Origin of the sequence: Thiothrix caldifontis (assembly GCF_900107695.1) — a bacterium.
GTDB lineage: Bacteria > Pseudomonadota > Gammaproteobacteria > Thiotrichales > Thiotrichaceae > Thiothrix > Thiothrix caldifontis.
Genome location: NZ_FNQP01000008.1, coordinates 144,759 through 169,526 on the forward strand (window position 1 = coordinate 144,759; position 24,768 = coordinate 169,526).

The 24,768-nt window shown below is 51.1% G+C and carries 25 protein-coding genes; 13 read left to right on the forward strand and 12 right to left on the reverse strand.

All coding sequences use genetic code 11. The features are described 5' to 3' along the window. The first annotated feature begins 205 nt into the window (after positions 1-205). The gene (locus tag BLV87_RS08575) at positions 206-1,450 is read left to right on the forward strand and encodes a coiled-coil domain-containing protein (protein ID WP_093067475.1); all 1,245 of its coding nucleotides are present in this window, start codon (positions 206-208) and stop codon (positions 1,448-1,450) included. Between the two features lie 6 nt (positions 1,451-1,456). Here BLV87_RS08575 and BLV87_RS08580 read toward each other — a convergent pair whose 3' ends face one another. Continuing rightward, complete coding sequence (locus tag BLV87_RS08580; protein WP_342719370.1) at positions 1,457-3,238, reverse strand: ABCB family ABC transporter ATP-binding protein/permease; 1,782 nt, start codon at positions 3,236-3,238, stop codon at positions 1,457-1,459. A gap of 183 nt (positions 3,239-3,421) precedes the next feature. Here BLV87_RS08580 and BLV87_RS08585 point away from each other — a divergent pair, with 183 nt between their 5' ends. Together BLV87_RS08585 and BLV87_RS08590 are read left to right on the forward strand one after the other, a co-directional pair. Next, complete coding sequence (locus tag BLV87_RS08585; protein ID WP_093067477.1) at positions 3,422-5,461, forward strand: TonB-dependent copper receptor; 2,040 nt, start codon at positions 3,422-3,424, stop codon at positions 5,459-5,461. Positions 5,462-5,480: 19 nt separating this feature from the next. Further along, positions 5,481-6,002 (forward strand): copper chaperone PCu(A)C, encoded by a 522-nt coding sequence (locus tag BLV87_RS08590; RefSeq protein WP_093067480.1) that lies wholly within the window; start codon positions 5,481-5,483, stop codon positions 6,000-6,002. A gap of 79 nt (positions 6,003-6,081) precedes the next feature. Here the strand turns inward: BLV87_RS08590 and BLV87_RS08595 are convergent, their stop codons facing one another. Together BLV87_RS08595 and BLV87_RS08600 are read right to left on the reverse strand one after the other, a co-directional pair. Then, on the reverse strand, positions 6,082-6,720 hold the full coding sequence (locus BLV87_RS08595) for a C40 family peptidase (protein WP_245706965.1): 639 nt from the start codon (positions 6,718-6,720) through the stop codon (positions 6,082-6,084). 121 nt (positions 6,721-6,841) lie between these two features. After that, positions 6,842-7,789, reverse strand: a complete 948-nt coding sequence (locus BLV87_RS08600) for a sigma-54 interaction domain-containing protein (protein ID WP_093067572.1) — start codon at positions 7,787-7,789, stop codon at positions 6,842-6,844. A gap of 111 nt (positions 7,790-7,900) precedes the next feature. Here BLV87_RS08600 and BLV87_RS08605 point away from each other — a divergent pair, with 111 nt between their 5' ends. After that, positions 7,901-8,821, forward strand: coding sequence for an ROK family protein (locus tag BLV87_RS08605; protein WP_093067482.1), 921 nt, complete (start codon positions 7,901-7,903; stop codon positions 8,819-8,821). On the opposite strand, the gene BLV87_RS19030 is transcribed toward BLV87_RS08605, so the two are convergent. Both BLV87_RS19030 and truC read right to left on the reverse strand, forming a co-directional pair. After that, the gene (locus BLV87_RS19030; protein WP_139282146.1) at positions 8,790-9,182 is read right to left on the reverse strand and encodes a DUF4388 domain-containing protein; all 393 of its coding nucleotides are present in this window, start codon (positions 9,180-9,182) and stop codon (positions 8,790-8,792) included. The two genes, BLV87_RS08605 and BLV87_RS19030, sit on opposite strands and share 32 nt — an antisense overlap. Further along, positions 9,166-9,960 (reverse strand): tRNA pseudouridine(65) synthase TruC, encoded by a 795-nt coding sequence (gene truC / locus BLV87_RS08610; protein WP_093067485.1) that lies wholly within the window; start codon positions 9,958-9,960, stop codon positions 9,166-9,168. The genes BLV87_RS19030 and truC overlap by 17 nt, the downstream gene beginning before the upstream one ends. 93 nt (positions 9,961-10,053) lie before the next feature. On the opposite strand from truC, the gene BLV87_RS08615 reads away from it, so the two are divergent. Continuing rightward, entirely contained in the window at positions 10,054-10,482 is a 429-nt protein-coding gene (locus BLV87_RS08615) for a CBS domain-containing protein (protein ID WP_093067487.1), read from the forward strand. Between the two features lies 1 nt (position 10,483). Here the strand turns inward: BLV87_RS08615 and ycaO are convergent, their stop codons facing one another. Then, entirely contained in the window at positions 10,484-12,211 is a 1,728-nt protein-coding gene (gene ycaO, locus BLV87_RS08620) for a 30S ribosomal protein S12 methylthiotransferase accessory factor YcaO (RefSeq protein WP_093067490.1), read from the reverse strand. Positions 12,212-12,419: 208 nt separating this feature from the next. Here ycaO and BLV87_RS08625 point away from each other — a divergent pair, with 208 nt between their 5' ends. Further along, positions 12,420-12,875: an anti-sigma factor gene (locus tag BLV87_RS08625; protein ID WP_139282147.1), complete on the forward strand. Its 456-nt coding sequence runs from the start codon at positions 12,420-12,422 to the stop codon at positions 12,873-12,875. Between the two features lie 398 nt (positions 12,876-13,273). After that, entirely contained in the window at positions 13,274-13,969 is a 696-nt protein-coding gene (locus BLV87_RS08630; protein ID WP_093067495.1) for a hypothetical protein, read from the forward strand. Positions 13,970-13,989: 20 nt separating this feature from the next. Here BLV87_RS08630 and BLV87_RS08635 read toward each other — a convergent pair whose 3' ends face one another. The 3 genes from BLV87_RS08635 to BLV87_RS08645 are packed head-to-tail and all read right to left on the reverse strand — an operon-like array spanning position 13,990 to position 15,957. Beyond that, entirely contained in the window at positions 13,990-14,862 is an 873-nt protein-coding gene (locus BLV87_RS08635) for a hypothetical protein (protein ID WP_139282148.1), read from the reverse strand. A gap of 47 nt (positions 14,863-14,909) precedes the next feature. Further along, positions 14,910-15,635, reverse strand: coding sequence for a DUF1287 domain-containing protein (locus tag BLV87_RS08640; RefSeq protein WP_175517891.1), 726 nt, complete (start codon positions 15,633-15,635; stop codon positions 14,910-14,912). Between the two features lie 7 nt (positions 15,636-15,642). Then, complete coding sequence (locus BLV87_RS08645; RefSeq protein WP_093067501.1) at positions 15,643-15,957, reverse strand: non-heme iron oxygenase ferredoxin subunit; 315 nt, start codon at positions 15,955-15,957, stop codon at positions 15,643-15,645. Here BLV87_RS08645 and BLV87_RS08650 point away from each other — a divergent pair. Then, the gene (locus BLV87_RS08650; protein WP_245706966.1) at positions 15,956-16,831 is read left to right on the forward strand and encodes an SDR family oxidoreductase; all 876 of its coding nucleotides are present in this window, start codon (positions 15,956-15,958) and stop codon (positions 16,829-16,831) included. The genes BLV87_RS08645 and BLV87_RS08650 overlap by 2 nt on opposite strands. 7 nt (positions 16,832-16,838) lie before the next feature. Next, positions 16,839-17,357, forward strand: coding sequence for a ribosome biogenesis factor YjgA (gene yjgA, locus BLV87_RS08655; protein WP_093067504.1), 519 nt, complete (start codon positions 16,839-16,841; stop codon positions 17,355-17,357). On the opposite strand, the gene gloB is transcribed toward yjgA, so the two are convergent. Continuing rightward, on the reverse strand, positions 17,354-18,133 hold the full coding sequence (gene gloB, locus BLV87_RS08660) for a hydroxyacylglutathione hydrolase (RefSeq protein WP_093067506.1): 780 nt from the start codon (positions 18,131-18,133) through the stop codon (positions 17,354-17,356). The two genes, yjgA and gloB, sit on opposite strands and share 4 nt — an antisense overlap. A gap of 94 nt (positions 18,134-18,227) precedes the next feature. Between gloB and gmk the strand changes: the two genes are divergently transcribed. Further along, positions 18,228-18,848 (forward strand): guanylate kinase, encoded by a 621-nt coding sequence (gene gmk, locus BLV87_RS08665; RefSeq protein WP_093067509.1) that lies wholly within the window; start codon positions 18,228-18,230, stop codon positions 18,846-18,848. After that, positions 18,848-19,354 carry a PaaI family thioesterase gene (locus BLV87_RS08670; protein WP_093067511.1) on the forward strand — a complete coding sequence of 169 codons (507 nt, stop codon included), beginning with the start codon at positions 18,848-18,850 and terminating at the stop codon, positions 19,352-19,354. Before gmk ends, BLV87_RS08670 begins: the two co-directional genes overlap by 1 nt. 602 nt (positions 19,355-19,956) lie before the next feature. Here BLV87_RS08670 and rluB read toward each other — a convergent pair. Both rluB and msrB read right to left on the reverse strand, forming a co-directional pair. Further along, a complete protein-coding gene (rluB, locus tag BLV87_RS08675) occupies positions 19,957-20,901 on the reverse strand; it encodes a 23S rRNA pseudouridine(2605) synthase RluB (RefSeq protein WP_093067513.1) in 945 nt (314 codons plus the stop codon). Between the two features lie 10 nt (positions 20,902-20,911). Beyond that, the gene (msrB, locus tag BLV87_RS08680) at positions 20,912-21,358 is read right to left on the reverse strand and encodes a peptide-methionine (R)-S-oxide reductase MsrB (protein WP_093067516.1); all 447 of its coding nucleotides are present in this window, start codon (positions 21,356-21,358) and stop codon (positions 20,912-20,914) included. Between the two features lie 145 nt (positions 21,359-21,503). Here msrB and BLV87_RS08685 point away from each other — a divergent pair, with 145 nt between their 5' ends. Continuing rightward, positions 21,504-23,618, forward strand: a complete 2,115-nt coding sequence (locus BLV87_RS08685) for a molybdopterin-containing oxidoreductase family protein (protein ID WP_093067518.1) — start codon at positions 21,504-21,506, stop codon at positions 23,616-23,618. Beyond that, complete coding sequence (gene hemW, locus BLV87_RS08690) at positions 23,615-24,763, forward strand: radical SAM family heme chaperone HemW (protein WP_093067521.1); 1,149 nt, start codon at positions 23,615-23,617, stop codon at positions 24,761-24,763. Before BLV87_RS08685 ends, hemW begins: the two co-directional genes overlap by 4 nt. The last annotated feature ends 5 nt before the right edge of the window (positions 24,764-24,768 follow it).

Below are 24,768 nucleotides of genomic sequence, written 5' to 3' on the forward strand. Positions count from 1 at the left end.
CCTAACACTTAACGGGACTAACGATACGTGACAAGTGTAGTAAAATCATGCAAGATGAAAAATGTTTATAGTTCACAAGTGAGTTATTTATCTTTACACAGTGAACTATAATTTTTTTCAGGGGGTTGAACTGCACGGGCAATTTTGACATCCAAAGCTATACTAAACAGAATAAATTATTGATTTAGACACAGGGTTTTTGCTTATGTTGGGTTATATTGACTGGATCATCATTTTGGTTGCGCTCTTAGCTGCCATCGGTGCAGTGCTACTGCTATTGCCACAAACTACCAGCCAGGAAACCCAAGAGCTTCGGGTTATCCGTCTACAAGCTGAAGCGGATCGCAAGCGTGTGGCTGATGCGCTAGAAATCACACAGCATGGCGCACAAGATGCAGAGTCACTGTTAAGCAAACTCAAATCCCAAGTAGAACAAACCACACGTAGCTACGAAGCTAGCCAAGCACGTGCCGAACAGGCAGAGCGGATCATCGAACGGGTAACCACTGCCGAACAGGAAATCCGTGATATATCCAGCCAACTAGGCGATCGTTTACAACACTTACAAACTTACTGGGATGAACAACTCGGTGATTCTGTGGAAAGTGTCAAACGTATCCGCAGCAAATTACACGAAGGGCTTACCCAAGTTGATGACAGCCTGACCCGCTTGCGTGAACAAGAAAAAATGGCGCAAGGTTTTACTCGCCGCCTGATAGAACATCACCACGAACAATCGCAAAATCAGCAAGAAAATGCCCGCCTTTCCGCCGAAGTCCACAACCGTTTGGAAACCATGCTCAAAGAATCCAGTCATTTACTGGAACAAATGCAACGCTACCAACAAGACGCTGATACTGTGTTCTTGAAATTCAACACCGAAATGGAAGGCTTGGAATCGCAAGCCAGTGAACACTTCAGCACCTTGTTCCAAACCACTGACTTGGCACGCCACGAGCTAACCTCTGGTATGGAAGAAAGCCGTAAGCACCTTGAAACCATGCGCCGCCGCGAAGAGCAAAGCAACGACCTAAGCCGCCGCATTCATCAGCAATTTGAGCAAATCGACCACATTCGCGTGGAACGTATTGCCAAAACGCTGGATCTGACCGAACAGATGTCGACCGATTTACACAAAGGCATGGAAAATGCCCGTGACCTGTTGTTCTCGCTGGAAGTTGCCGTACAACACGTAACGGCTAGTTTGGAAAGCAAACAACCCACGACCGATGCACCAGCCCCCCAACACGAAGACGAATCTAACCTAATCAAGCTGGTACAAGAGCCGCTGGATGCCTCCAATACCGACGAAGCCAATGACATCACCTCCCCCATTCAAGAAGCCGAAGTTACCAAACTTGCTGAAATTGGCAACCTGAAACCGATCAAAGAGGCGGGTGAAGAAGAACCTACCCCGCACAACCTGTTGGCACTACGCGCCTACCGTTGAGGCTGGTTAATCCTTTTCATGCAATTGTAATTCCCACATTCGCTGGTACTGCCCATGCAGTGCTAGCAACTCAGCATGAGTCCCCTGCTCCACCACTTGCCCTTTATCCAGCACTAGAATCCGATCAGCATCCACAATCGTCGAAAGCCGGTGTGCAATCATCAACGTGGTGTGATGCCCCGCCACTTCGTGCAAGGTTTGCTGAATCGCCTGCTCGGTAGCACTGTCCAGCGAAGAAGTCGCTTCATCGAAAATCAGAATCGGGGGCTGTTTCAAAATCGCCCGCGCAATCGCCACACGCTGCTTTTCACCACCGGATAGTTTCAAACCACGTTCACCCACCACGGTTTCCCAACCATCCGGCAAACTCTCAATGAAAGTGCGGATGTGCGCCATGTCAGCGGCGCGTTCAATCTCCACCTGTGTCGCTTGCGGGTTGCCGTATTGCAGGTTGTAACGAATCGTATCGTTAAACAGCACGGTATCTTGCGGCACAATTCCAATCGCCTTGCGCAAACTGGCTTGCGTCACTTGCGCAATATCTTGCCCATCAATCAGCACCCTCCCGCCCGTGATATCGTAAAAACGGTAAATCAAGCGTGACAAAGTAGATTTACCCGCGCCGCTATGCCCCACTACCGCAAGTTTTGTTCCGGCAGGCACACGAAAACTCACCCCGCGCAAGATTTGGCGTTCCGCCTGATAACCGAAATCGACTTGCTCAAAACGGATTTCACCCAGCGTCACCTGCAATGCGCTCGCGTTTGGCACATCACGCACCTCCTGCGGGGTTTCCAGCAAACGAAATACCATGTCCATGTCTGCCAGCGTGTATTTCACTTGCCGGTAGACAATCCCCAGCGTCCCCAACGGCAAAAACAATTGCAGCATAAATGCATTCACCATGACCAAATCACCAATACTCATCGTACCGTTCACTACGCTATTCGCCGCCAAAAACATAATGATGGTGACACCAATCGCAATAATCGAAGACTGCCCGAAATTCAACAATGACATCGAGGTTTGGCTTTTTACCGCCACGTCCTCCCACTGACCTAAGGTAGCGTCGTAGCGTGCCAACTCCAGCTTTTCGTTATTGAAATACTTCACGGTTTCGTAGTTGATCAAACTGTCCACCGCCTGATTGCTGGATTGCGAATCCAAACGGTTCATTTCATGGCGATGATCCATGCGCCACTCGGTAATTTTGATGGTAAAAATCACGTACACCGCCACGGTGGCAAACGTCACCAACGCAAACGCAGGCGCATAATTCCCCAGCAAAATCACCGCCACCAAGGTAAATTCCACCGCAATCGGAATAATGCTAAACACCATGAAATTCATTAAGGTACTGACCGACGCCGTGCCACGCTCCAAATCGCGGCTGATCGCGCCGGTTTTGCGTTCGAGATGAAAGCGCAACGACAAATTATGCAAATGTTCCAACACCCGCACTGACATCTTACGCATCGCGTGGTAACGCACCCGCGCAAACACCGTATCGCGCAATTCATTGAACAGCGCACTCGCCAACCGCAACGCCCCGTACCCCAGCAGCAATATCACCGGCAATACCAACACCTGCTCCGGCTTACCTTGCAAGCTGTCCACAATATCCTTGAGGAACAGCGGCACACCCACATTCGCCACTTTTGAGGCAATCAAACAGGCAAGCGCAAACAACGCCCGCCCTCGGTATTCCCACAGAAAGGGCAAGACCGATTTCAAGTTGTGCCAATCACGGCGGTTCGTATCAGGGCGTTCAGTACGGTTAGGCATCATGAGGCATTGGTATCCGGTTACACGTTGGCGCGAATGATAGCGTGAAATCACACAGTTGTTGTGTAATTCCACGCGGATTCATAAGCAAATAACTACATAATTACATTGTAAATCAATTGCTTATTAATTGGTACGCTAATTGCTATACCACTACATAAGTAACAGATTTTGAAAGGTTTAACCATGCAACCCAGCCTAGCCCGCTTGACACTGCTCAGCTCTTTACTGATTTTGAGCGCCACTCCCTTTGCCGCCGACACTTTGACTATCGACATCAAGGCCAAGAAACAGGCTCCTTCCCCCAATGCTGCTACCCCGCTATCCGCTGAACGCAGCGCGGTATTGCCTGCCGATGGTGGCGATTTCCTCAAGCAATTGAACGGTGTATCCGGCAGTCGCTTTGGTGGGCGCGGCATTGAGCCGATCATTCGCGGGCAATCCCAAACCCAGCTCAATGTGTTGCTAGACGGCGCTTACGTGCATGGCGGTTGCCCCAATCGCATGGATCCGCCCGCCAGTTGGGCAGCTCTGGAAACCTATGAAAATGTCAAAGTCGAAAAAGGCGTACAAACCTTGCAACACGGTTCCGGCGGTAGTGGCGGCACGGTGCTATTCGAGCGCGACACCCGCAGCATTCTTGACCCCGAAGACGGCTGGAGTGGCAAAGCCTCCGCCACCACCATGAGCAATGGCGTGAAACACGATGTCTCGGCCGATGTCACTAAAGCTTTCCAACAAGGCTATGCGCGTGTTTTCACACAGGACAGAGAAGCTGACAATTACGAAGACGGCGATGGCAACGAAGTACGCGCCTCTTACCAACACAAACAAGCCGGTATCGTGCTGGGTCTTACCCCAACGGAAGACCGTTTGCTCGAATACAGCTACGAAAACAACGACTTTTCTGATGCACTGTACCCCGGCGCAAGCATGGATAGCCCCGAAGAATCCGGCTCCATCCAACGCCTCAAATACCAAGACAAGCTTGACGGCAAAATCAACAATATTGAAGCCGACGTCTACACCAGCAATGTTGATCATTTGATGGACAATTACAGCCTGCGCCCGCAAACCGGCACCAAAATGGCAGTACCCACCACTTCGGATACCGTTGGCGGCAAACTGGCGCTCACCTCCAGCACTGGCGACACCGACATCACTTACGGGCTGAACGTGCAAAACCGTGAACGCAATGCCGCCATGAAAAACATGTCCGCCCCCGGCACACCCACCACCAACCTCATGTGGCCAGAAGCCAGCACCGATCAAACCGGCATTTTCGCCGAAGCCACGCGCAAATTCAGCACCGGCGACAAACTCAAGTACGGGATGCGGGTTGACCAAGTAGACGCTAGCGCTGCGAAAGCGAATGTTGTGGCAGGCGGGCGCACAGCCAACCAAAACTACACCGCCGTTTATGGCTATGGCGCAACCGACAAAGCAGAAACCAATGTCAGCGGCTTGCTACGCTATGACAAAGCTCTCAATGAAACCACCACCGCGTTTGCAGGTGTCAGCCGCACCGTGCGTACCGCCGATGAAACCGAACGTTACATCAGCAAATGGGGCATGACCGCACCGGATCGTTGGGTCGGCAACCCCAATATCAACCCCGAAAAACACACCCAACTTGACCTCGGCGTCAGCCAGCAACAAGGCAAGGTACGTTGGACAGGCACCATCTTCGCCGATAAAGTAGACGATTACATCCTACGGGACAAAGTAGCCACGGGCGCACAAACCGGTGCACAAATCTACCGCAACGTCGATGCTGAAATCCTCGGTGCAGAACTGGGTGCAGAAACCAAATTAACCGACAAACTCCGCCTTGCCTCTGATGTGGCTTACGTCAAGCGCACCAACACCACCGATGATCGCCCGATTGCGCAAACCCCGCCCGTCAACGGTAAAGTGCAATTGGACTACAATGCAGGCAAATGGAGCGGTGGCACACGGGTACGTTTTGCCACTGGGCAAGACCGCATTGACACCCAAATGGTCGGTGCAACCGAAGTGGGCGAAAGTGCAGGTTACGGCGTGATTGATGCTTACGGACGTTATAGCCTTAACAAAACGACTAAGGTACGCTTCGGGGTGGATAACCTCCTCGACAAAACTTATGCTGAACACGTTAGCCGCCGCAATTTGGACTTAAACGGTACGATTGAACGTGTTAATGAAGTCGGCCGTACTGCATGGCTAAAACTCGAAACTGAATTTTGATCTCGTACAGGAAAACACCATGAAACGTTTATTAAATGCTGCCATTCTCGGCCTGTTCATTTCCGTCACCGCAGCTTGCCAAGCTGAAAATAAAGCTGCTGAACAAAACACCAGTAAAACAGCCGCTGACAGCGTACAAGTGGAAAACGCCTTTGCTCGCGCCGTACCTCCGGGCCAGCCAAACAGTGCCTCATTCATGACGTTAGTCAACAGTTCTGATAGTGACCATAGCATCAAGTCGGCTGCCAGCCCAGTTGCTACTACAGTAGAATTGCATACTCACACCAATAACAACGGTGTGATGGAAATGCGTCAAGTACCGCAAATTGATGTACCAGCCAAAGGGCGTACCGAATTGAAACCGGGCGGCTTACATGTGATGTTGATCGGCTTGACAAAAGATCTGAAAGTGGGCGAAACAGCACAACTTACCCTAACCTTTGAAGATGGCAGTACTACAACTGTGGAGGCTCCCATTCAGGATGTAACCCCACCTAGCGGCAGTGGTCACATGGGCAGCATGAACCAACAAGCCCACTGACCTCCCCCAATATCGCTTAGCCTGTCTTTTCGCGGGGCGCACTGTTACAGAGCGCCCCTATTTTTACCGCTGAAACGCGTTAAACCACGCTTTTGGGCATAATAGGCTGCGCTGCTCCCGGAATCCGCCCAAAACCCACTAGCTTGCGTTTCCAGTAACCTTCCAACTTCGTCATGGTAATCGCCTTACCAGTACGCGGCGCATGAACAAACTTATCTTCCCCAAGATAGATTCCCACATGACTAACCTTTTGCCCCCGTGTTTTAAAAAACACCAGATCACCGCGCCCAGCTTGTTCACGTGGAATTTTCATGGCTACCTTGTACTGAGCCGCAGCAGTGCGTGGAATGTTGACACTTGCGCCTTTACCAAAGGAATACTGGGTCAAACCGCTACAATCAAAACCTTTCAGGGGAGAATTCCCGCCCCAGCAATAACCTTTACCGCATTGCTTAAGGGCACACAAGGCTACTTTATCCAGCGATGGCGTCGCTGAACTCGGTTTGGATTTGTTGGTAGCCACACGCTGCGGTTTAATAGAGACCGTGTGCGGGGTTCGCACTGCCTGAGTAGCCTGAGGTTTTGGAGATTTGTCGGGTTGGATGCTTGGTATCGGGGTGACATCTGCCACCCGTGGGTTCAGGCTACAACCCGCCATGGTTAATACGGCTGAACCCAATACGGCATATTTTACCGCTAACTGGTTATGACTCCACATATATTACTCCTTCGCAAACACTCATCACCCTAAAGGTTTTGGCACAGCGAACAGCAATATACCGAACATTCCCGACTGGAGGCTTGAAATAGACGCTAGTCTGCGCTTGGGAATACTCTCATTAAGCCAGTAATTGTTTTTTCAAACGGTAGTTAAGAGCATCACGGCTAATGCCCAACAAACGGGCGGCATGAGTCTTGTTATTTTGGGTACGTTCCAAGGCTTGGCTCAGCAAATCACGCTCTAGCGCCTCTAGATTCACACCCGTTTCAGGCAAACTGAACGGCTTGCCAGTAGTTGCAGCACTGCCAGAGCGAACCTCCAACGGCAAATTGCTCAACGCAATTTCACGCCCTGCCAACAAAATACTTAAGCGTTCGCACAGATTACGCAACTCCCGAACATTGCCAAGCCAAGTATGCCGTTGTAATTGTACCCGTGCTTCTTTGTTGAGGGTCGCTACTGGCAACTTGTGTTGCGCCGCAAATTGTTGCAAAAAATGTTTACTCAGCAAGTCGATATCTTCCTTACGCTCACGCAACGCGGGTAATTCCACCGGCACAATATTGAGGCGGTAGAACAAATCGTGACGAAATGCGCCTGCTTGCGCCATGCTATACAAATCGCGGTGCGTTGCAGCCAGTACCCGCACATTCACCCGTTTGGGTTGCGTGTCACCTAAGGGTTGAATCTCGCCCGACTCAAGGAAACGTAGCAGCTTGGCTTGCAAATTCAGCGGCAACTCACCGATTTCATCCAGAAACAACGTGCCACCATCTGCCGCGCCAATTAACCCGACTTGGGGCTGATCCGCCCCGGTGAAGGCTCCCTTGCGATGCCCAAACAGTAAGGATTCAGCCAAGGTTTCCGGCAAAGCGGCACAGTTGACCGTTATAAATGCCTGCTGGCGACGCGGACTCATGGCGTGCATGGCTTGTGCTACCAATTCCTTGCCCGTACCGGATTCGCCGGTAATCAGCACACTCGCATCCGTTTGCGCGATCAAATGTGCGGAACGCAATACCGATTCCATCAGGGGGGAGCGGGTAAGAATGTCTGCAAATTGCATGGTAACGCCTGCCATTTTCGTTTATGTTCAACGGGTTTCGCGTAATTTAACATTATTTTGCGGACACTTGTCATGACTTAACGCAGCTTTCTGGAATTAACGGAGGAATGTGTGCATATCGGCATTGACTTAGGCGGAACCAAAATTGAAGTACTGTTAGTGGATGCGCAAGGGCGAGAAGCCTTTCGTAAACGCCTGCCAACCCCACAAGGTCAGTATGACGCTATATTGCAAACCATCAAACAACTCGTCACTGACGCAGAACAACACGCGGGGCAACCATGCAGCGTGGGTATCGGCACACCCGGCGCGATTTCCCCCGCCACGGGCTTAATGAAAAATGCCAATTCCGTGGTATTGAATGGCAAACCCGTGCATAGCGACTTGGAACACCTGTTGCAACGTCAAGTGCGGATTGAAAATGATGCCAATTGTCTGGCACTTTCCGAAGCCACTGACGGAGCCGCTGCCGGAGCAAACCTGGTATTCGCGGTCATTGTCGGCACCGGCACCGGCGCGGGAATCGTGGTACATGGCAAGGTCTTGACCGGAGCCAACGCGATTGCAGGCGAATGGGGGCATAACCCACTCCCATGGCCTGAGGCAACAGAATTACCGGGTAAACCCTGCTATTGCGGCAAACACGGCTGCATCGAAACTTGGCTTTCCGGCTCCGGTTTTGAGGCGGAATATGCCACAGCGACCGGGATTTCTCACAACGCAGCAACAATTGTGCAATTGGCTACCCAAGGTGATGCTCAAGCGGAACAACTCATGCAGGCCTACGAAGAGCGCATGGCGAAAAGCCTTGCTCACGTCATCAATATCCTTGACCCAGAGGTAATTGTTTTAGGCGGAGGAATGTCGAATATCCAACGGCTGTATACTAACGTGCCACAGCGCTGGGGGAAATACGTATTTTCTGATCAGGTTAGTACCCGTTTGGTTGCGCCCCATTTTGGGGATTCGAGCGGCGTGCGTGGTGCAGCATGGTTGGGTGCTAACCACCGCCTCGGTAAAAACGATTATTAACTGTAGAGACAGGTGCTGGCTTAGATTTTTCCGGCGGTATTCTCACTGGTAGTGCGTTCACCACCGGCTTCAGTGGCACAAGCGGGGTGATCCCCAATAACGTGAGACTGGCCTGATGCTCAATCGCCGCATCGGCACGAAAAGGAATCGACTGATTTTCCGAAAATGAACAGGAGCCGCCACCGGTTTCCAGTAAACTGAGCAATGCCGCCTGACCTTGATCGCGCCGATGTGTGCAATGTGTGAGTTTTCCATTATTAACGGCAAAACGGCAAGAGGTGTTGTGATCCGTCGCTATATAAAATGTTCCGGTCTGCTTATAACCGATAACATTCGCTAAACGATTAAGAATTTGCTCCATTGTCAATGGTGAATGCCTTTCCATAGAAGCCTCTGGGTAGTAATACGCTATTTATTGATGGTTGCCGGAAAGGTAGCAATAAGCGTACCACTTTACTGAAATCTTCCGGTGGCATTGCATTCACCGTGATGGCTTCATGGGTATAAGGGTGTGTAAACACTACGCTGGCGGCGTGCAGCAACAAGCGCTGGCAATCCCATTGTTCACGGAAAAAACGGTTATGCTTGCCGTTACCGTGTGTCGTATCGCCAATCAAATGGTGGGAAATGTGTTTCAAGTGGCGGCGTAATTGATGTTTACGCCCTGTTTTGGGGCATAGCTCTAATAAGGAATAGCGACTGGTGGGATACCGGTCTACTGCATAAGGCAGTTCAAATGTCATTACCCGACAATAATGGCTAATTGCTGCCTGTGCAGGTTTATGTTGATCCGCATTGGCATCGGCAATCTTGTCGAGTTCTTCAGTTAAAGGGTAATCAATCACCCCCTGTTCAGCGGTATGCCCGCGCACGACTGCCAGATAGGTTTTTTGCACTTGCCCTGCGGTGAATTGTTCGGTCAGCAAACGAGCCGTGTCATTATCGAGCGCAAACAGCAACACACCGGAGGTTGGTTTGTCGAGCCGGTGCACCGGGTAAACTTTTTGCCCGATCTGGTCACGGGTGAGCTGAATCGCAAAACGGGTTTCGTAGCGGTCGATCAGGCTGCGATGCACCAACAAGCCTGAGGGTTTGTTGATTGCCACCAAATGTTCATCGCGGTATAGGATTTCTAACATAACAAACACGTCTTCTTTACTGTTTTATCAAAAAGTTGCAAGGTAACAAGCTAACATTATAAGAACAGGCAACGTAAGCTAAGGAGGAGAATGATGAAAACGGTCAGAGACATACTCGCCAAGAAAGGCACTGAAGTGCTTAGTATCACACCTTCCACATCCGTCATTGATGCTGTAAAAGCCATGGCACACCAAAAAGTCGGTGCATTAGTCGTGTTAGAGGCAGGCAAGCTCAAAGGGATTATTTCAGAGCAAGATTACACCCGCAAGGTCATACTAACTTGCCTTAATGCCGAGCAAATGCTGGTGCAAGACATTATGACCCGGCAGGTCGTGGTCACCAGACCCGACCAGTCGATTCATGAAGTCATGGCAATCATGACCGACCGCCGCATCCGCCACTTACCGGTGATGCAAGATGGCGGATTGGTCGGGCTGGTTTCCATCGGTGATTTGGTGAAAGAAATCATTTCTGAGCAACAGTATATTATTGCTCAGTTAGAGCACTATATTCAGAGCTAAACTACGCCGTCGCCAAAGCCGGGAAAACCTTACGGTAAGCCGCCAGCAAACGCTGGTGGGTGTCGCACCCTTTTAATTCCAAGGTTGGAGCCTCGATTCCCCAGAACCGTAAGCTGCCATCCAGCAAGGCTTGCGCCTGTTGCAATGCCTTCTCGCCGTACAGCAAACCAATATTTGGTGCATAACCCGCCACATCATCCATATCCAGCAAGGCTTCGATGCAACGGTACACACGGCGGCGTTCATCACTGATTTGCTCGAAATGACGAATCCACTGACAACCCTCACGGATCGCATCTTCATCATCCATCACCAAAGCCAGCAAGGTTTTCAACTCCCCGACCCGCAAATCTGCCCACAACGAACCCGCGTCAGGGGCTAAGCCAATCAAGGCTGCCACCGGTTGATGATCATCCAAGCCGAGTTCTTCAATGGTGTCGAATAACTCGGTACATTCCTCATCTTCCAAATCCGGCAAATGCAGAACAGCCTCACGCACCGCATTTCCTGTGCTGTTATTGTCCCACTCCAAATCTTCTACCTGATAAATCTCCGACATTTCAGGCACAATAATACGGCAGGCATACACACCCAAATGCTCAAAATCCATGATGTAAACATCAAAATCTTCCGCATGAAGTTGTTCCAGCAAGAACTGGTATTCCGCCTCCGTCGTACCACTAAAATTCCATTCAGTGAATTCATAATCAGGCTCATTCCACAGAAAATCCCAATGAACTGGCCCACTCGAATCAATAAAATGCGTTTCCAAATTTTGTGGGCTGGCAACGTCGTCCAGCTCAAAACTGGGTTCGGAAAAGCCCGCCAAACGATCCAATGCCCTGCCCTGCAACAACTCTGTCAAGGCGCGTTCCAATGCCACCTCAAAGCGCGGATGCGCCCCGAAACTGGCATACACCCCCTGATCCTCCGGGTTCAGCAAGGTCACGCACATCACTGGGTATTGCCCCCCTAATGACGCATCCTTCACCAAAATACCAAAACCTGCCTCACGTAGCTCAGCGATACCCGCCTGAATGTGCGGATAACGTGCAATAACCTCATCCGGTACATCGGGCAGACAGATTCCTTCCGCAATAATACGGAATTTGATGTGACGCTCGAAGATTTCCGATAATGCTTGGGTACGTGCTTCGGTTTTGGTATTGCCAGCCGACATGCCATTACTAACATACAAATTGCCAATGAGATTGACCGGAAACCATACCGTTTCCCCATCCTGTTGGCGTACATAAGGCAAGGCACAAATGCCGCGTTCCTCATGACCGGAATTTAAATCGACCAATTTAGTCGCATCCAAGGTGGACTCAGGATCGTAAAAACCCAAGGTAGCCTCATCCAATAAACCTGCTGGCAATTGACCCGTGTCATCCAAGGCAAACCATTTTTCCTCAGGGTGGTGAACAAAATGGCTATTAGCGATAGCGTCACCCAGATAGAAATCTGCCCAGAAATAGTTGGTGCTGAGACGCTCGAAATATTCACCCAGCGCACTCGCCAACGCGGCTTTCTGCGACGCGCCTTTGCCATTGGTGAATAACAGGGGGCAATCACGGTCACGGATGTGAACTGACCAGACATTCGCAATCGGGTTAAGCCATGAGGCTTCCTCGATGTGAAAGCCGATACGCTGTAGCTTCTCTTGCATCGCAGCGATAGAGGCTTCCAGTGCGGCATCTTTGCCGGGGATAAAGGTTTGTGCAGACATGAGGGGAACTCGGTTGGTGATCATTCGTCAAACATTAATGGATCATTTTAGCGCACTGCACAAACAGGCGTCTTATTATTCGGTATAATCAGGGGATATTATGATGGCAACTTGTTGTAGTCCCGATATAAAAACAGGCGACAAGGGAGTTTATATGTCACGGAGTGGCACTTCACATACAAATTGGTTAATTATCCTGCTTATAAGCGTGGCGCTATTAACCGTATTATTTTTCACCATACCGCAATTTCGTAAGGTGCAGGCAGACACGGCATCGACAACGGATTTAGCCGTATTGCGTGAAAATTTATTAGCTGACCCCACCAGTGTTAGCGGCAACTGGTTACGGACGCTGAACCCTATCGTAAAAGATGTGCAAGGTGATATTGTTTGGAATAACACACAACAACAAGGTGTTTTGCGTATCCGTGACTTGCCAAAACCTAAAGCCGGTACTTTTTATCAATTATGGTTATATGATGCGCGTAATCATGCGGGAGAAGGCATTGCGGGGAGCAAAGTAGAGCAAGGTACGGGGCATGAAGCGCTACTTACCTTGATTAAAACCGATACATTAGTGCAAGAGCCTTATAAATTCGAGTTCAAGCTGCAAACGGCTGAAGGCGCTCACAACGGGCAAATCTTATTAATGGTACAACCGTAATCAGGAAATCCCTATTAGCGTGATAAAGGGAAGTGTTTGCCACTTGATGATAAAATCATATTAATAACAAAAGAAAATACTATTAATAGTAAAAACATATGGGCAAGTTCCGGTATTGGCAATTGCAATACGCTTAACCCATAGAAAAACACGATTAATAGAAACAGTAATGAATCCATTAAATTAGTAATTAGCGATTTCATTATTTTATTAAGCTCATAAATCATAATGTAAATACCTTTAGCTGATCCTTGCCAAATAACTCACCCTACCCATTATTGGATAATAAACAGCCTAACCAAGACTACTTTAACGTTACCTTAATGTTTCAGTGAATTATTGTATGGCGGTCATTAGGCTATTATGCTTACACAATTTTAAATAATTAGGCATTCCCCATGAGCGATAGCACTCCAGTTGAATTTACCGCCAGCAATGACTCCCGACAATTGCTGAAAACCGAACTCACGCAACGCCAAGCACAACTGATGCAACTCAGCCCTGCCAGTGACCCGTTGGAACGTGCTAACGTGCAATACGAGATTGCCGAAATCATGCTAGAACTGGATGAACCAGGAATGCGTGAAGCCGCATGGGGCATGACCCGTGAGTCGTTCGAGATTTACCGTGATCACGAATCTTGGGAAGATGCCGTGCGCTGCTGTGATGTGCTGTACCGTTGTGAGCTACCCGCTTCCGTACCCGCGCTGGGCAATGGTTTGTGGCTGGCGGTCACTTACCCAATCGCCCCGGAAGTGACAATTCTGATGCTCAATCATCTGATTGACGCCACCCAACCTAAAGCGGATGGGGCAGCAGTAGCCGCCACCGTGGCGCACTATATTGCCGATTTACGTCTGGAGGGTGAAAAACGTGACAGTATGATGTTCCTAACCAGTGCCATGCTAGGTAAGGTTGCCGAACGCCACAGCAATGTGAATTCGCAAGAAGCGATGAACTTGTGGCTCAATCGCTTAGATTTGCTAGACCCCAAAGTGTTTCTGCCACGTTTGGGGCAAGTAATTGATGCGATTGTAGAAGGCCAATGGTGGTACGATCGCGAAGCGTTGCGCTCACGTCTACCCGTGCATTAAATATCAACCTTTATAAGTACTTATTGTTTATTACCCACAAACACCAATACATCTCTGGTAGTACTGTTCAACGTAACGCTATATAGTTGCCCATTATTTGGGTCAAAGTAAGCTGAGCCAGTACTGCCAGAACTTGAGCCTATATTGCGCTCTGAACAACCCGTGCCGTAACTCAACGATACGGTGTAAGCATTACCACTGGTACGTGGTGACATAACCCCGCTGAAGGTACAACCATCAACCCGGCTGCCACTGATTTGCCCAGTCGCAAAAATAGTAAATGCTGAGTCTACACGCCCGTTGGTCAAGCTAGTGCTAGACCCTGTGTAGCGACCACTAAGACTGGCAATATTGGGAGCAGCATTGTAGTGATTATCGTATGCCGTATTTAACGTCACAATCGCACCAGGGATGTCGGTGTAGGTTAGAATAGCCTGCAACCGTGAACCCGCGACATAACTACCCTGCCATGTGAGCGGGAATAAATCGCCAGTTTCAAAATTAAAATCTTTTCCATTGCTAGAAGTAGCCACCCCATTAGTCGACACGCTATTACCAACAACAACACCGGCCAGGCTGTTATTATCACCTGCTGCGGAATAAAGTACCCAGTAAAAGGTATTGTCCAAAATCAGGCTGATTACCCCCCGATTGGTATCGCTGCTACCACGCCACAATCCTTGGGCATTCAAGAAAGACACCCCCCCACTTGTGCTGGTTGACGTACTAATATTGGATAAGGTTACACCACTGCCAGAGCTAGTCGTCGCAGTATTTTGACTATTATTCGTTGTATTCGCGACGGTATAGCCCCCCAAACCCGTACCGCCACCACCACAAGCAGATAAGCCAGTGATTAATAATACCTGACCGATAACCGCACCGATTTTCATAACCACCCCAACCATATTGATTTGCACGAAAGCAAACAGTAGTGCGGCTACAAATCCTCAGGGAGTCTTGACTGGTTGAAGTAGCGGTAATGTCCGATGACCGGCCAGAAGAACAAGGCATCTTCGATATTTGTGCCATAGGCCACGTTATGCCCAATCAAGGGCCGCCCCTCTGGGGTGACATAATGGGTCACAATGCCAATGTGTGCTTGCCCTTTACCCAAGTCCCACGCCACCACATCACCCGGTTGGTAATCGGCTGAATTCTGGGTAATCGGCAGGGATGCGCCCCTACGCTCAAAAAAACGCATCAGGTTATAGACTCGGCGATGGTCAATGTTAGTATCGGGACGCTTCATCCCCCATTTACGTGGGTATTCATGGAAGGCTTTGCGCATATCCTCATGCAATTCACGTTGCAAATCAATACCCTGAGCACGGAACGCCCGTACCACCACGTCAGCACACACCCCTGTGGATTCCGGCACATCGCCGCCAGGATATTTCAGATTCACATAAGCCGGATCATAAGAACGGGTTACTTTCACCTGTTGGTATACCGAATCCAGCAACGACCTGACATGCGCTGGCGGTTTTGGCTCTAGCAGCGGTGGTGACACTGGGGGCTTAAGCACTGGCGGCGGAATAATCGTAACAGGAGGAGGTATCAGGGATGCGGGGGGTTTAATAAAACGCTGATACCCATCCCACCCCAGATAAAGAATCAGGCATAACAAAAACAGCCAGACGAAATACCGCATCACATGGCGCATAAAGTGCTTACACCTTTACCCAAATACGCCCGTCTTCGATACTAACCGCATAGGTTTTCAAGGGAATCTCAGCAGGCTCAGCCATTGGCTCACCCGTTTTGACGCTGAATTCCGCACCATGCAGGGAACATTGCACCCGATCCCCGTGCAAACAACCAAGATACAACGACGCATCTTCGTGGGTACACATATCATCTACCGCGTAAAATTCGCCGTCTACGTGACAGATCAGAATGCGCTTGCCGTTGCCTGCGTCAACACGCTTCATCTTTCCGGGCTTGATTTCGTTTATACTGCCAGCATCGAGTCGGGAGTTATTCATGAGTGCATCTAACCAAAATGTGTGGATTATGGGCTGTGGCGACATTGGTCGCCGTGTCGCACGGTTATACCAAAACGAGGGTACGAAGGCTATAGGTTGGGTTCGCAGCGAGGAATCCTTGCAATTAGGCTTGGCACAAGGTATCGCCATGCGTAAAGGTGACGTGGATAAAGGCAGCTACTTTTCCATTTTTGCATTGGATGAAGCATTAGTGTACTGGTTCATGCCACCGCCACCGAACGGGGAAAGCGATGACCGCTTACGCCGTTTCCTCAAAGGCATGGATGCAGCACCCCAGCGCGTGGTATTAATCAGCACTACCGGCGTGTATGGGGATTGCGGCGGGCGCTGGATTGACGAATCCGAACCGCTGAAACCCATTGCCGCCCGTGCCAAACGCCGCGTCGATGCGGAACATGCCGTGCAAGAATGGGTGGCGCGTTTCGGCGGCGAAAGCGTGATTTTGCGCGTCCCTGGTATTTACGCCCCCGACCGCCTGCCGTTGGAACGCCTCCAACGCGGCGAACCGGTGTTGTATGAAGCCGAAGCCCCTTGGACAAACCGGATTCACGCCGATGATTTAGCCATGGTATGCAAGCGGGCGATGGAAATGGCTCCTTCCGGTGCGATTTACAATGCGACGGATGGGCATCCATCCACCATGACCGACTATTTTAACCAAGTAGCGGATTACGCCGGACTCCCCCGCCCCCCACAAGTCAGCATGGCAGAAGCACAAGCGGCGATGAGTGCCGGAATGCTCTCGTATTTGCAAGAATCCCGGCGTATTCGTAATGATAAACTGTTGACTGAATTAGGCATCCGGTTACAGTACCCCTCCCTGACCGTGGGTCTGGGCATGTTGAAAGGATAGAACACCCGTGATTGATTACCAAAACGACGATGAAGACGATGATTACATCAGCAAAAGCCACTTCAAGCGTGAAGCAGAAGCCGCGCAAGATTTGGGCGAACGCCTGATTACCCTACGCAAAGAACAGCTTGATCAACTGGATTTATCGGAAAAGCTCTACGACGCTATTTTGCTGGCACAACGTTTGACAGCTAATGGCGCAATTCGCCGCCAACGTCAGTTCATCGGCAAACTGATGCGCACTGAAATTCTCGAACCCATCGAGGCCAAACTTGCCGAATGGGATCGGGGTGGCAAAGCCGAAACGGCGCGTTTGCACCGTTTGGAACGCTGGCGTGATCGCTTGATCAACGATGAAAACATGTTAGGTGAGTGGTTGAAAGAATACCCCGAAACCGACGTACAGCATTTTCGCAGCCTGATTCGCAACGCTCACAAAGAAAAAGAGCAAAATAAACCACCGAAAAGCAGCCGGGAATTATTCAAATTACTGCGAGAGATAACCGCAGACGAATCCCTGCGTTAATCGTATTCGGTATCTTTCCAAATACGCAACACCGCGAACACATCATCCGGTGTTTGCGTTTCACGCCCTGCAATTTCTTCGGCTTTGGCAATAACTTCAGGAATATGCGTGCGCAAAAAGGGGTTAGTTTCAAATTCTCGCCCTAATTCAAAAGGCACAGTCGGGTGTCCTGCATCCAACAACGCCCAGGATTCTTCCAAACGTGCATCCAGGGCCGCATTATCTGGCTCAACCCACTTGGCAAAACCGATGTTATCCACGGTGTATTCATGAGTGCAATACACTTGGGTCGCTGCCGGTAGCGTGGCAATGCGTTGCAACGAATGGTACAGGTCATGCAATGTACCGTCGAACACCCGCCCACAACCATTGGCAAACAACGTATCCCCACAAAACAGGCTGCCTTCGCCGTAATACACAATGTGCCCAGCGGTATGCCCCGGCAACTCCATCACGTGGAAGGTCAAACCCAATGATTCAAGATACACTTCTTGACCTTCCGTGAGGGGTCGATTGAGGAATGGAATCGTTTCATTGGCTGGCCCATAGACCGGTAAACCGGGGTAGGCTTGCAACAGTTTATCAAGACCACCCACATGGTCACGGTGGTGGTGTGTAATCAGAATAGCCACGGGCTGCTTTGCCATACGTTGCAGCGCCTCCAGCACAGGAGCAGCATCACCGGGGTCAACAATCGCAACATCTTGGCTATCGGTATTACCAATCAACCAGATGTAATTATCCGTAAATGCGGGTACTGGGGTTACTTGTATCATGGCACACCACCTTAACTCTTGATTTCTGCTACTCGACTATAGTGCATACTGCTCTATAATCGCATTTTTATCAGCACATCGGGCGGATTTTCAGATGAACACACGCACAGGTCAGCTTTACATCGTTTCAGCACCTTCTGGTGCTGGCAAATCCAGTTTACTGAATGCCTTGCTTGAGCGCGTGGATAATCTAGTGGTATCAGTATCGCACACCACGCGCCAACCCCGCCCCGGCGAACAAGACGGCGTGCACTATCACTTCACCCCAATTGACGTATTCCGCCAGCAAGTCGCAGACGGTAACTTTCTGGAATACGCACAAGTATTCGACAATTACTACGGCACGTCACGCTTGTCAGTGGATGCGTTACGCGATGCAGGCAAAGACGTGATCCTCGAAATCGACTGGCAAGGCGCACAACAAGTCCGTGAATGTGCGGAAGCTGTCACCAGCATTTTCATTCTGCCTCCCAGTGTAGCAGCCTTAAATCAGCGCCTGCATGGGCGTGGGCAAGATAGCGAGGAAACTATCCAACGGCGGATGCGGGATGCGCGAAGCGAAATGTCGCACTACCCTGAATACGACTACCTAATCATCAACGACGATTTTGACACTGCGCTGGCAGAACTCACCTGTATTTTTTATAGCGCACGCCTGAAACTCGCTCCCCAAATCCAGCAGCACAAAACATTGCTGGATGCACTGGTCGGCTGATGGCATTTAATATTGTCAAATTCTCGCGCCGCTGGCTAAAGTTTTTGCCCGACAGTCGGCGGCTGGAACTCTACCCACCCTGGTGGATGATGCGCATTAAGGTACTTGCGTTAGAAAATGAGTGGCGGCATATTCGTATCCGGCTACCGTTAACATGGGCTTCTCGCAATATGGGAGGCAGTATGTTCGGTGGCTTTCAAGCCTCGCTGGCTGACCCCATTGCGCCGTTGGCTTGCTCAAAAGTCTTCCCTGACTACCATGTGTGGACGCGGCATTTGAGCGTTGATTTTGTTCGCCCCGGTATTACTGACATGGAATTGCGCTTCGATTTCCCCGCAGACAAAGAAGCAGAAATTCGGGCGGAATTGCTGCGGCGAGGACGGGCTACGCCGAGTTTTGAATACGGTTTGCACGACAGCAACGGGCGGCTGTGTACCAAGGTCGTGTGCGTAGTAGCGATACGTCCGCCGGATTATTTGAAAGGCGTAGGGTCAGCGGCGGAATAGCTGCTGACCCATCGCTAACCTCTTGTCCAAAAGCGATTTTCACAGTTATAGCAGCGGTAATATGTCTTCCCTCCTGCAAACAAGCGACGCCACCAACCAACACGGACGCGCCGTGCCGCCGACAAACAATGCGAACATGTACAAACATTTATGATTGCCATTTTATAAACGATTTCCTTAGCCCACTAGCCCACGTCTAAAAGAAGTCTTGATAGATACGGATAATAACGGAAATGGATTGTCTTAAGAAATATTTCGTAACAATTTTCGTAATTGCTCAAACATGCTTTTTCATAGGCTGATTTGCAGCAAAAAACAGCAAAACTGATCTACACTTCAAGAGATGATCAACATCAGCGACAAGGATAGTCCAAGAGGTAAATCGTGAACAGGCCATTGACCTACCAAGGAATGTACTCACCCCATACTCAAACAAACGCCACCTATTGGACAAAAAGCCCCTGCCCTAGTTGTGGTAGCGTACTATTAGTCGAACGGAATAGCACATGGTGGCAGCGCTTCTTGCGTGGCAACAAAACACTCTGTTTTTGCCGCCAATGTCGCCATCAATTCTGGGAGAACCCGCAACATAGATAAGCGTCTTAGCCACGTCCACGCGGTGGCGGGCGCTTGCCTGCACCGCTAGGGCGACTGGCGACACTCGGACGAGCCGGGCGTGCCAAACTCGAACGCCGTGCCGATGGATGACTCCCACCAATCGCCGTGCGCCCACTGTCCACCGATTTCATCCCCGGCCTTGCCCCGGAACGGCGTTCCGGGCGTTCAGCGGTAAAATCCGAACCATCTTCAAACGCCATGTTCACCAAGCCGTAGAGTTTGCGTAATTCGCGCACTTCCAGCTCTTTGTGATGCCCACTGCGCAAGTAACGCGGCAGCATAATGTTGCCGTAACGCACCCGAATCAAACGGCTGATTTTCACGCCCTGCGATTCCCACAAGCGACGCACTTCGCGATTGCGACCTTCGGCAAGCACGACGTGATACCAGTGGTTAACCCCTTCGCCACCAGCATCTTTGATGCGCATGAAGTTGGCTTTGCCGTCTTCCAATTCCACGCCTTCCTGCAAACGGATCAGCATTTCATTGTTAACTTCGCCCAACACGCGGCAAGCGTATTCGCGCTCGATCTCGGAAGATGGGTGCATGAGTTTGTTGGCTAACTCACCATCAGTAGTGAACAGTAATAAGCCGTCAGTATTGATGTCGAGACGACCGACCATAATCCAACGCCCAGCGCGAATTTTCGGCAGGCTGTCAAAGACCGTCGGGCGACCTTCCGGGTCACTCAAGGTACACACTTCGCCCGCAGGCTTGTGATACATCAGCACTTTGTGGGTGGCATTGACGCGGGAACTCAAGTGCAGGCGTTGCCCGCGCAAGGTCACTTGATCGTTTTCGTCGATGGCTTGACCGGAAGCGGCACGTTGACCGTTCACCAGAATTTCGCCAGCGTTGACCATGCGCTCGATTTCACGGCGTGAGCCGTAACCAGCGCGAGAGAGGAGTTTTTGGATGCGTTCTTTCATGCGGGGAATATTACGCTTTGACCTTGCGCAATGCCACCGCATTCATGCAATAACGTAAGCCACTCGGTGCGGGGCCATCGGGGAACACATGCCCCAAGTGTGCGCCACAGGTATTGCAGGTGGTTTCTACCCGCGTCATGCCGTGCGAACGGTCTACTTGGTAGGCAATCGCATTATCCGCCACCGGCTGGGTAAATGACGGCCAACCTGTGCCGGAATCAAACTTTTCTGCCGCATCAAACAGCAAGGTGTCGCAACACACGCAAGCGTATTGCCCCGGCTCGAACAAATGGCACATCTCGGAACTAAACGGGCGTTCCGTGCCATGCTTGCGGGTGACGTGGTATTGCTCGGCATTCAATTGTTCGCGCCATTCGGCATCGGTTTTGGTGACAGTGCGCTCAGGGGCGGGGTTGCCGTTATCTGCGAATGCCAATACGATTTTCCAGTTCAACATAATCTCTCTCCTCCTCGGTGAAAATGGATAGTAGTGTCAGGACGCGCTTGCAGACAAATACCCTACTGCGCGTATAGGGCATTCAAACGCACTGCACAATATACGCTAAACTCGCGGCATTCTTAGTCTGACGAGATTCACCCGCATGACAGCCCCAGCCCATACCGACACCGTGGTCAAAAGCACCACCTGTTACGAATGCGATGCCAATTGCCTGTTTGATGTCACCATTGACGCCAGCGGTCGCGCCATTAAGGTGGAAGGCTTGCCGAATTGCCCACGCGGACAATTGCAGTTAGAGCGCCAATACCACCCCGACCGCCTCCTCTACCCGCTCAAGCGCGTCGGTGTCAAAGGCTCTGGCGAATTCGAGCGCATCAGTTGGGAAGAAGCCCTCGACACCATTACCGCCGCCCTGCAAAAAACCAAGGCACAATACGGCGCACCCACCGTGGGGTTTTTCGCCGGATACACCAAAGAAGCCCGCCCGCAATTGCAACGCCTTGCGCACGCTTTCGGCAGCCCGAATTACCTCACCGAATCCGGCTGCTGCTTCTCGGCAACGATGGTAGCGGAAAAACTCACCTACGGTTACAAACTCAAAACCACCTCCACCGTCGAATCGCCCAAAACCCAATGCGTGTTGGTGTGGTCAACCAACGCGACAGGCTCAATTCCCCCGTTTGAAAACCACCACCTTGCCAGCCGTAAAAAAGGGCGCAAGATGATCGTGGTTGACCCGCGCCGCACCGAAACAGCGGAACTGGCGGATATTCACCTGCAAATCCGCCCAGGTACAGATGGCGCACTCGCCCTCGGCTTCCACCACCTGATTTTCGCCAATGGCTGGCAAGATCAGGCATTTTTGGACGAATGGGCAAACGGGCTGGACGCTTTCCGCGACTACATCCAAGAATTTCCACCCGCACGGGTGGCGGCGATTTGCGGCATTAGCGAAGCCGATTTACGCGCAGCGGTGGAAATGTTCGCCACCACCAGCCCCGCACAAATTGCCATGTCACCTACCTCCACCGTGCAACACAGCAACGGTTTCCAGAATCACCGCGCCATGATTTTGCTCTCCGCCGTCACGGGCAATATCGACCGCGAAGGCGGCAACCGCTTTTTCAACGACAAAGTATTGCCCAAGCCGATTGAGCTATTCGATGTGTGCAAAAACGAATTACCGCCGCGCATTGGCGATGAAGTCTTCCCGATTTGGACAAAATATTGGCCTGCCGCGCAAAGCATGTTGATGCCGGACTGCATCCTCGAAGGCAAGCCGCAACCGCTCAAAGCACTGCTGGCGATGGGCATTAATACTGCGATGTGGGCAAATTCCAAACGCATGGAACGCGCCTTGGGCGAACTGGAATTTTTCGCCGTCTCCGACTTTTTCCACAACCCCGCCACCCTGCAAGCCGACATCGTATTGCCAGCAGCAACCAGTTTGGAACGCACCGCGCTGATCGCCTACCCCGGCTGCGCGTATCAGGGCGAAGTAAAATACCGCCACCAAGCCCTGCCTCCTCGCGGCGAAGCCAAACCTGACGGGCAAATTTTCCTCGAACTCGGCGTAAAACTCGGCATGGCGGAACAATTCTGGCACGGCAACCTTGCGGCATCGTGGGAAGAAATGGGCGAAGGCTTGCCGCCCGACATCCGCAAAGAAGCGTGGGAAAACCCGGCGGGCGTAACCGTTTACAGCCCCGTGATCGAAGAATTGGTGGAAATGGGCTTTTTGGATGCGGATCGGCAATGGCGCATCAACGGCTTCCGCACCGCCACGGGCAAAATCGAATTCGATTCGGTGGAGTTGAAAGCGCATGGCTACGACGGCTTACCGACTTACCGCGAACCGGCGGAAAGCCCGTTGTCTACGCCGGAATTGCTGGCAGATTATCCCTTGGTGCTAACGTCGGGTGGGCGGCAGAAATTTTTCACGCATTCACAGCAGCACAATATCCCCGCGATGCTGGCGCATGACCCGTATCCACGGGTACAAATTCACCCCGACGATGCAGCGGCACGGGGCATTGCGGAGGGGGATGCGGTGGAAATCCGTTCACGACGCGGCGCGGTGACGTTTCGGGCAGCAGTGACCGATATGATGAAACCGGGTGTGGTGCATTGTTTCCACGGGTGGAATGAAGCGAATATCAATGAGTTGACAGACGATACCCAGCTTGACCCGATCAGTGGGTTTCCGCCGTTTAAGTCGTTGTTGTGTCAAGTAACTCGTATTCAGGAAAACGTATGACCCACATCCCCCTCTCCCTCTACATCCATATTCCTTGGTGCATTCGTAAATGCCCCTATTGTGACTTCAATTCTCATGCAGCTTCGAACGGCTTGCCGGAAAAGCAGTACACACAAGCCCTGCTCACCAACTTAAGCAACGAACTTCCCCACATTTGGGGACGCAAACTCGAATCCATTTTCATCGGCGGCGGCACACCCAGCCTGTTTTCGGCGGAAAGCATCGACGAACTGCTGTGCGGTATCCGTGCCCTCTTGCCGTTTCGCCCTAACATTGAAATCACCCTCGAAGCCAACCCCGGCACATTCGAGCAGGATAAATTTCGGGGTTTCCGTGAAGCTGGCATTAACCGCCTGTCAATGGGTATCCAAAGTTTCAACCCAGAACATTTGCAAGCCTTGGGACGGGTACATGACCGTGAGGAAGCGTTACGCGCCGCTGACATTGCCCGTACTGCCGGATTCGATAATTTCAACCTTGACCTGATGTTTGGTCTACCGCAACAAACCTTAGAACAAGCGATGCAGGATTTGCAGCAAGCCATCGCGCTCAACCCCACCCACCTGTCTTGGTATCAGCTTACCCTTGAACCCAATACGCTGTTTTACAAATCACCGCCTGTGCTGCCAGACGATGATTTAGTCGCAGACATGCAGTTAAACGGGCAACATTTCATCAAACGTTCATGCTATGCTCAGTATGAAGTCTCCGCCTATGCCAGACAAGGTTTTGAGTGCAGGCATAACCGGAACTACTGGGAATTCGGTGATTATGTGGCAATTGGTGCTGGTGCGCATGGCAAACTGACCAACCCCGCTGATGGCAGTATTACCCGTTACCACAACTACCGCCAACCCGCTGAGTACATGCAGCAAGCGATGCAAGGCACAGCACGCAGCGGCACAGAGCGCTTGGCTGCTGCCGATCTGGGTTTTGAATTCATGCTCAATGCATTGCGCTTACGGGACGGTTTTCCAGTCGCTCTGTTTACAGAACGCACAGGACTGGCAAGCGATTATATCAAGGCGGGGCTAGAACAGGCATTACAGCGCGGTTTGCTAGACGTTGAGGGCGGTTATGTGCGCCCAACGGCAACCGGCTGGCAATTCCTGAATCGGGTTATTCAACTATTTTTGGAGGATTAATCACC

What these genes read in the sequence shown, in the direction of transcription:
- BLV87_RS08575 (WP_093067475.1), top strand. Translation starts at nt 206, where the DNA reads ATGTTGGGTTATATTGACTGGATCATCATTTTGGTTGCGCTCTTAGCT.
- BLV87_RS08580 (WP_342719370.1), bottom strand. Translation starts at nt 3,238, where the DNA reads ATGATGCCTAACCGTACTGAACGCCCTGATACGAACCGCCGTGATTGG.
- BLV87_RS08585 (WP_093067477.1), top strand. Translation starts at nt 3,422, where the DNA reads ATGCAACCCAGCCTAGCCCGCTTGACACTGCTCAGCTCTTTACTGATT.
- BLV87_RS08590 (WP_093067480.1), top strand. Translation starts at nt 5,481, where the DNA reads ATGAAACGTTTATTAAATGCTGCCATTCTCGGCCTGTTCATTTCCGTC.
- BLV87_RS08595 (WP_245706965.1), bottom strand. Translation starts at nt 6,720, where the DNA reads ATGTGGAGTCATAACCAGTTAGCGGTAAAATATGCCGTATTGGGTTCA.
- BLV87_RS08600 (WP_093067572.1), bottom strand. Translation starts at nt 7,789, where the DNA reads ATGCAATTTGCAGACATTCTTACCCGCTCCCCCCTGATGGAATCGGTA.
- BLV87_RS19030 (WP_139282146.1), bottom strand. Translation starts at nt 9,182, where the DNA reads ATGGAGCAAATTCTTAATCGTTTAGCGAATGTTATCGGTTATAAGCAG.
- truC (WP_093067485.1), bottom strand. Translation starts at nt 9,960, where the DNA reads ATGTTAGAAATCCTATACCGCGATGAACATTTGGTGGCAATCAACAAA.
- BLV87_RS08615 (WP_093067487.1), top strand. Translation starts at nt 10,054, where the DNA reads ATGAAAACGGTCAGAGACATACTCGCCAAGAAAGGCACTGAAGTGCTT.
- ycaO (WP_093067490.1), bottom strand. Translation starts at nt 12,211, where the DNA reads ATGTCTGCACAAACCTTTATCCCCGGCAAAGATGCCGCACTGGAAGCC.
- BLV87_RS08630 (WP_093067495.1), top strand. Translation starts at nt 13,274, where the DNA reads ATGAGCGATAGCACTCCAGTTGAATTTACCGCCAGCAATGACTCCCGA.
- BLV87_RS08635 (WP_139282148.1), bottom strand. Translation starts at nt 14,862, where the DNA reads ATGAAAATCGGTGCGGTTATCGGTCAGGTATTATTAATCACTGGCTTA.
- BLV87_RS08640 (WP_175517891.1), bottom strand. Translation starts at nt 15,635, where the DNA reads ATGCGCCATGTGATGCGGTATTTCGTCTGGCTGTTTTTGTTATGCCTG.
- BLV87_RS08650 (WP_245706966.1), top strand. Translation starts at nt 15,956, where the DNA reads ATGAGTGCATCTAACCAAAATGTGTGGATTATGGGCTGTGGCGACATT.
- BLV87_RS08645 (WP_093067501.1), bottom strand. Translation starts at nt 15,957, where the DNA reads ATGAATAACTCCCGACTCGATGCTGGCAGTATAAACGAAATCAAGCCC.
- gloB (WP_093067506.1), bottom strand. Translation starts at nt 18,133, where the DNA reads ATGATACAAGTAACCCCAGTACCCGCATTTACGGATAATTACATCTGG.
- gmk (WP_093067509.1), top strand. Translation starts at nt 18,228, where the DNA reads ATGAACACACGCACAGGTCAGCTTTACATCGTTTCAGCACCTTCTGGT.
- BLV87_RS08670 (WP_093067511.1), top strand. Translation starts at nt 18,848, where the DNA reads ATGGCATTTAATATTGTCAAATTCTCGCGCCGCTGGCTAAAGTTTTTG.
- rluB (WP_093067513.1), bottom strand. Translation starts at nt 20,901, where the DNA reads ATGAAAGAACGCATCCAAAAACTCCTCTCTCGCGCTGGTTACGGCTCA.
- msrB (WP_093067516.1), bottom strand. Translation starts at nt 21,358, where the DNA reads ATGTTGAACTGGAAAATCGTATTGGCATTCGCAGATAACGGCAACCCC.
- BLV87_RS08685 (WP_093067518.1), top strand. Translation starts at nt 21,504, where the DNA reads ATGACAGCCCCAGCCCATACCGACACCGTGGTCAAAAGCACCACCTGT.
- hemW (WP_093067521.1), top strand. Translation starts at nt 23,615, where the DNA reads ATGACCCACATCCCCCTCTCCCTCTACATCCATATTCCTTGGTGCATT.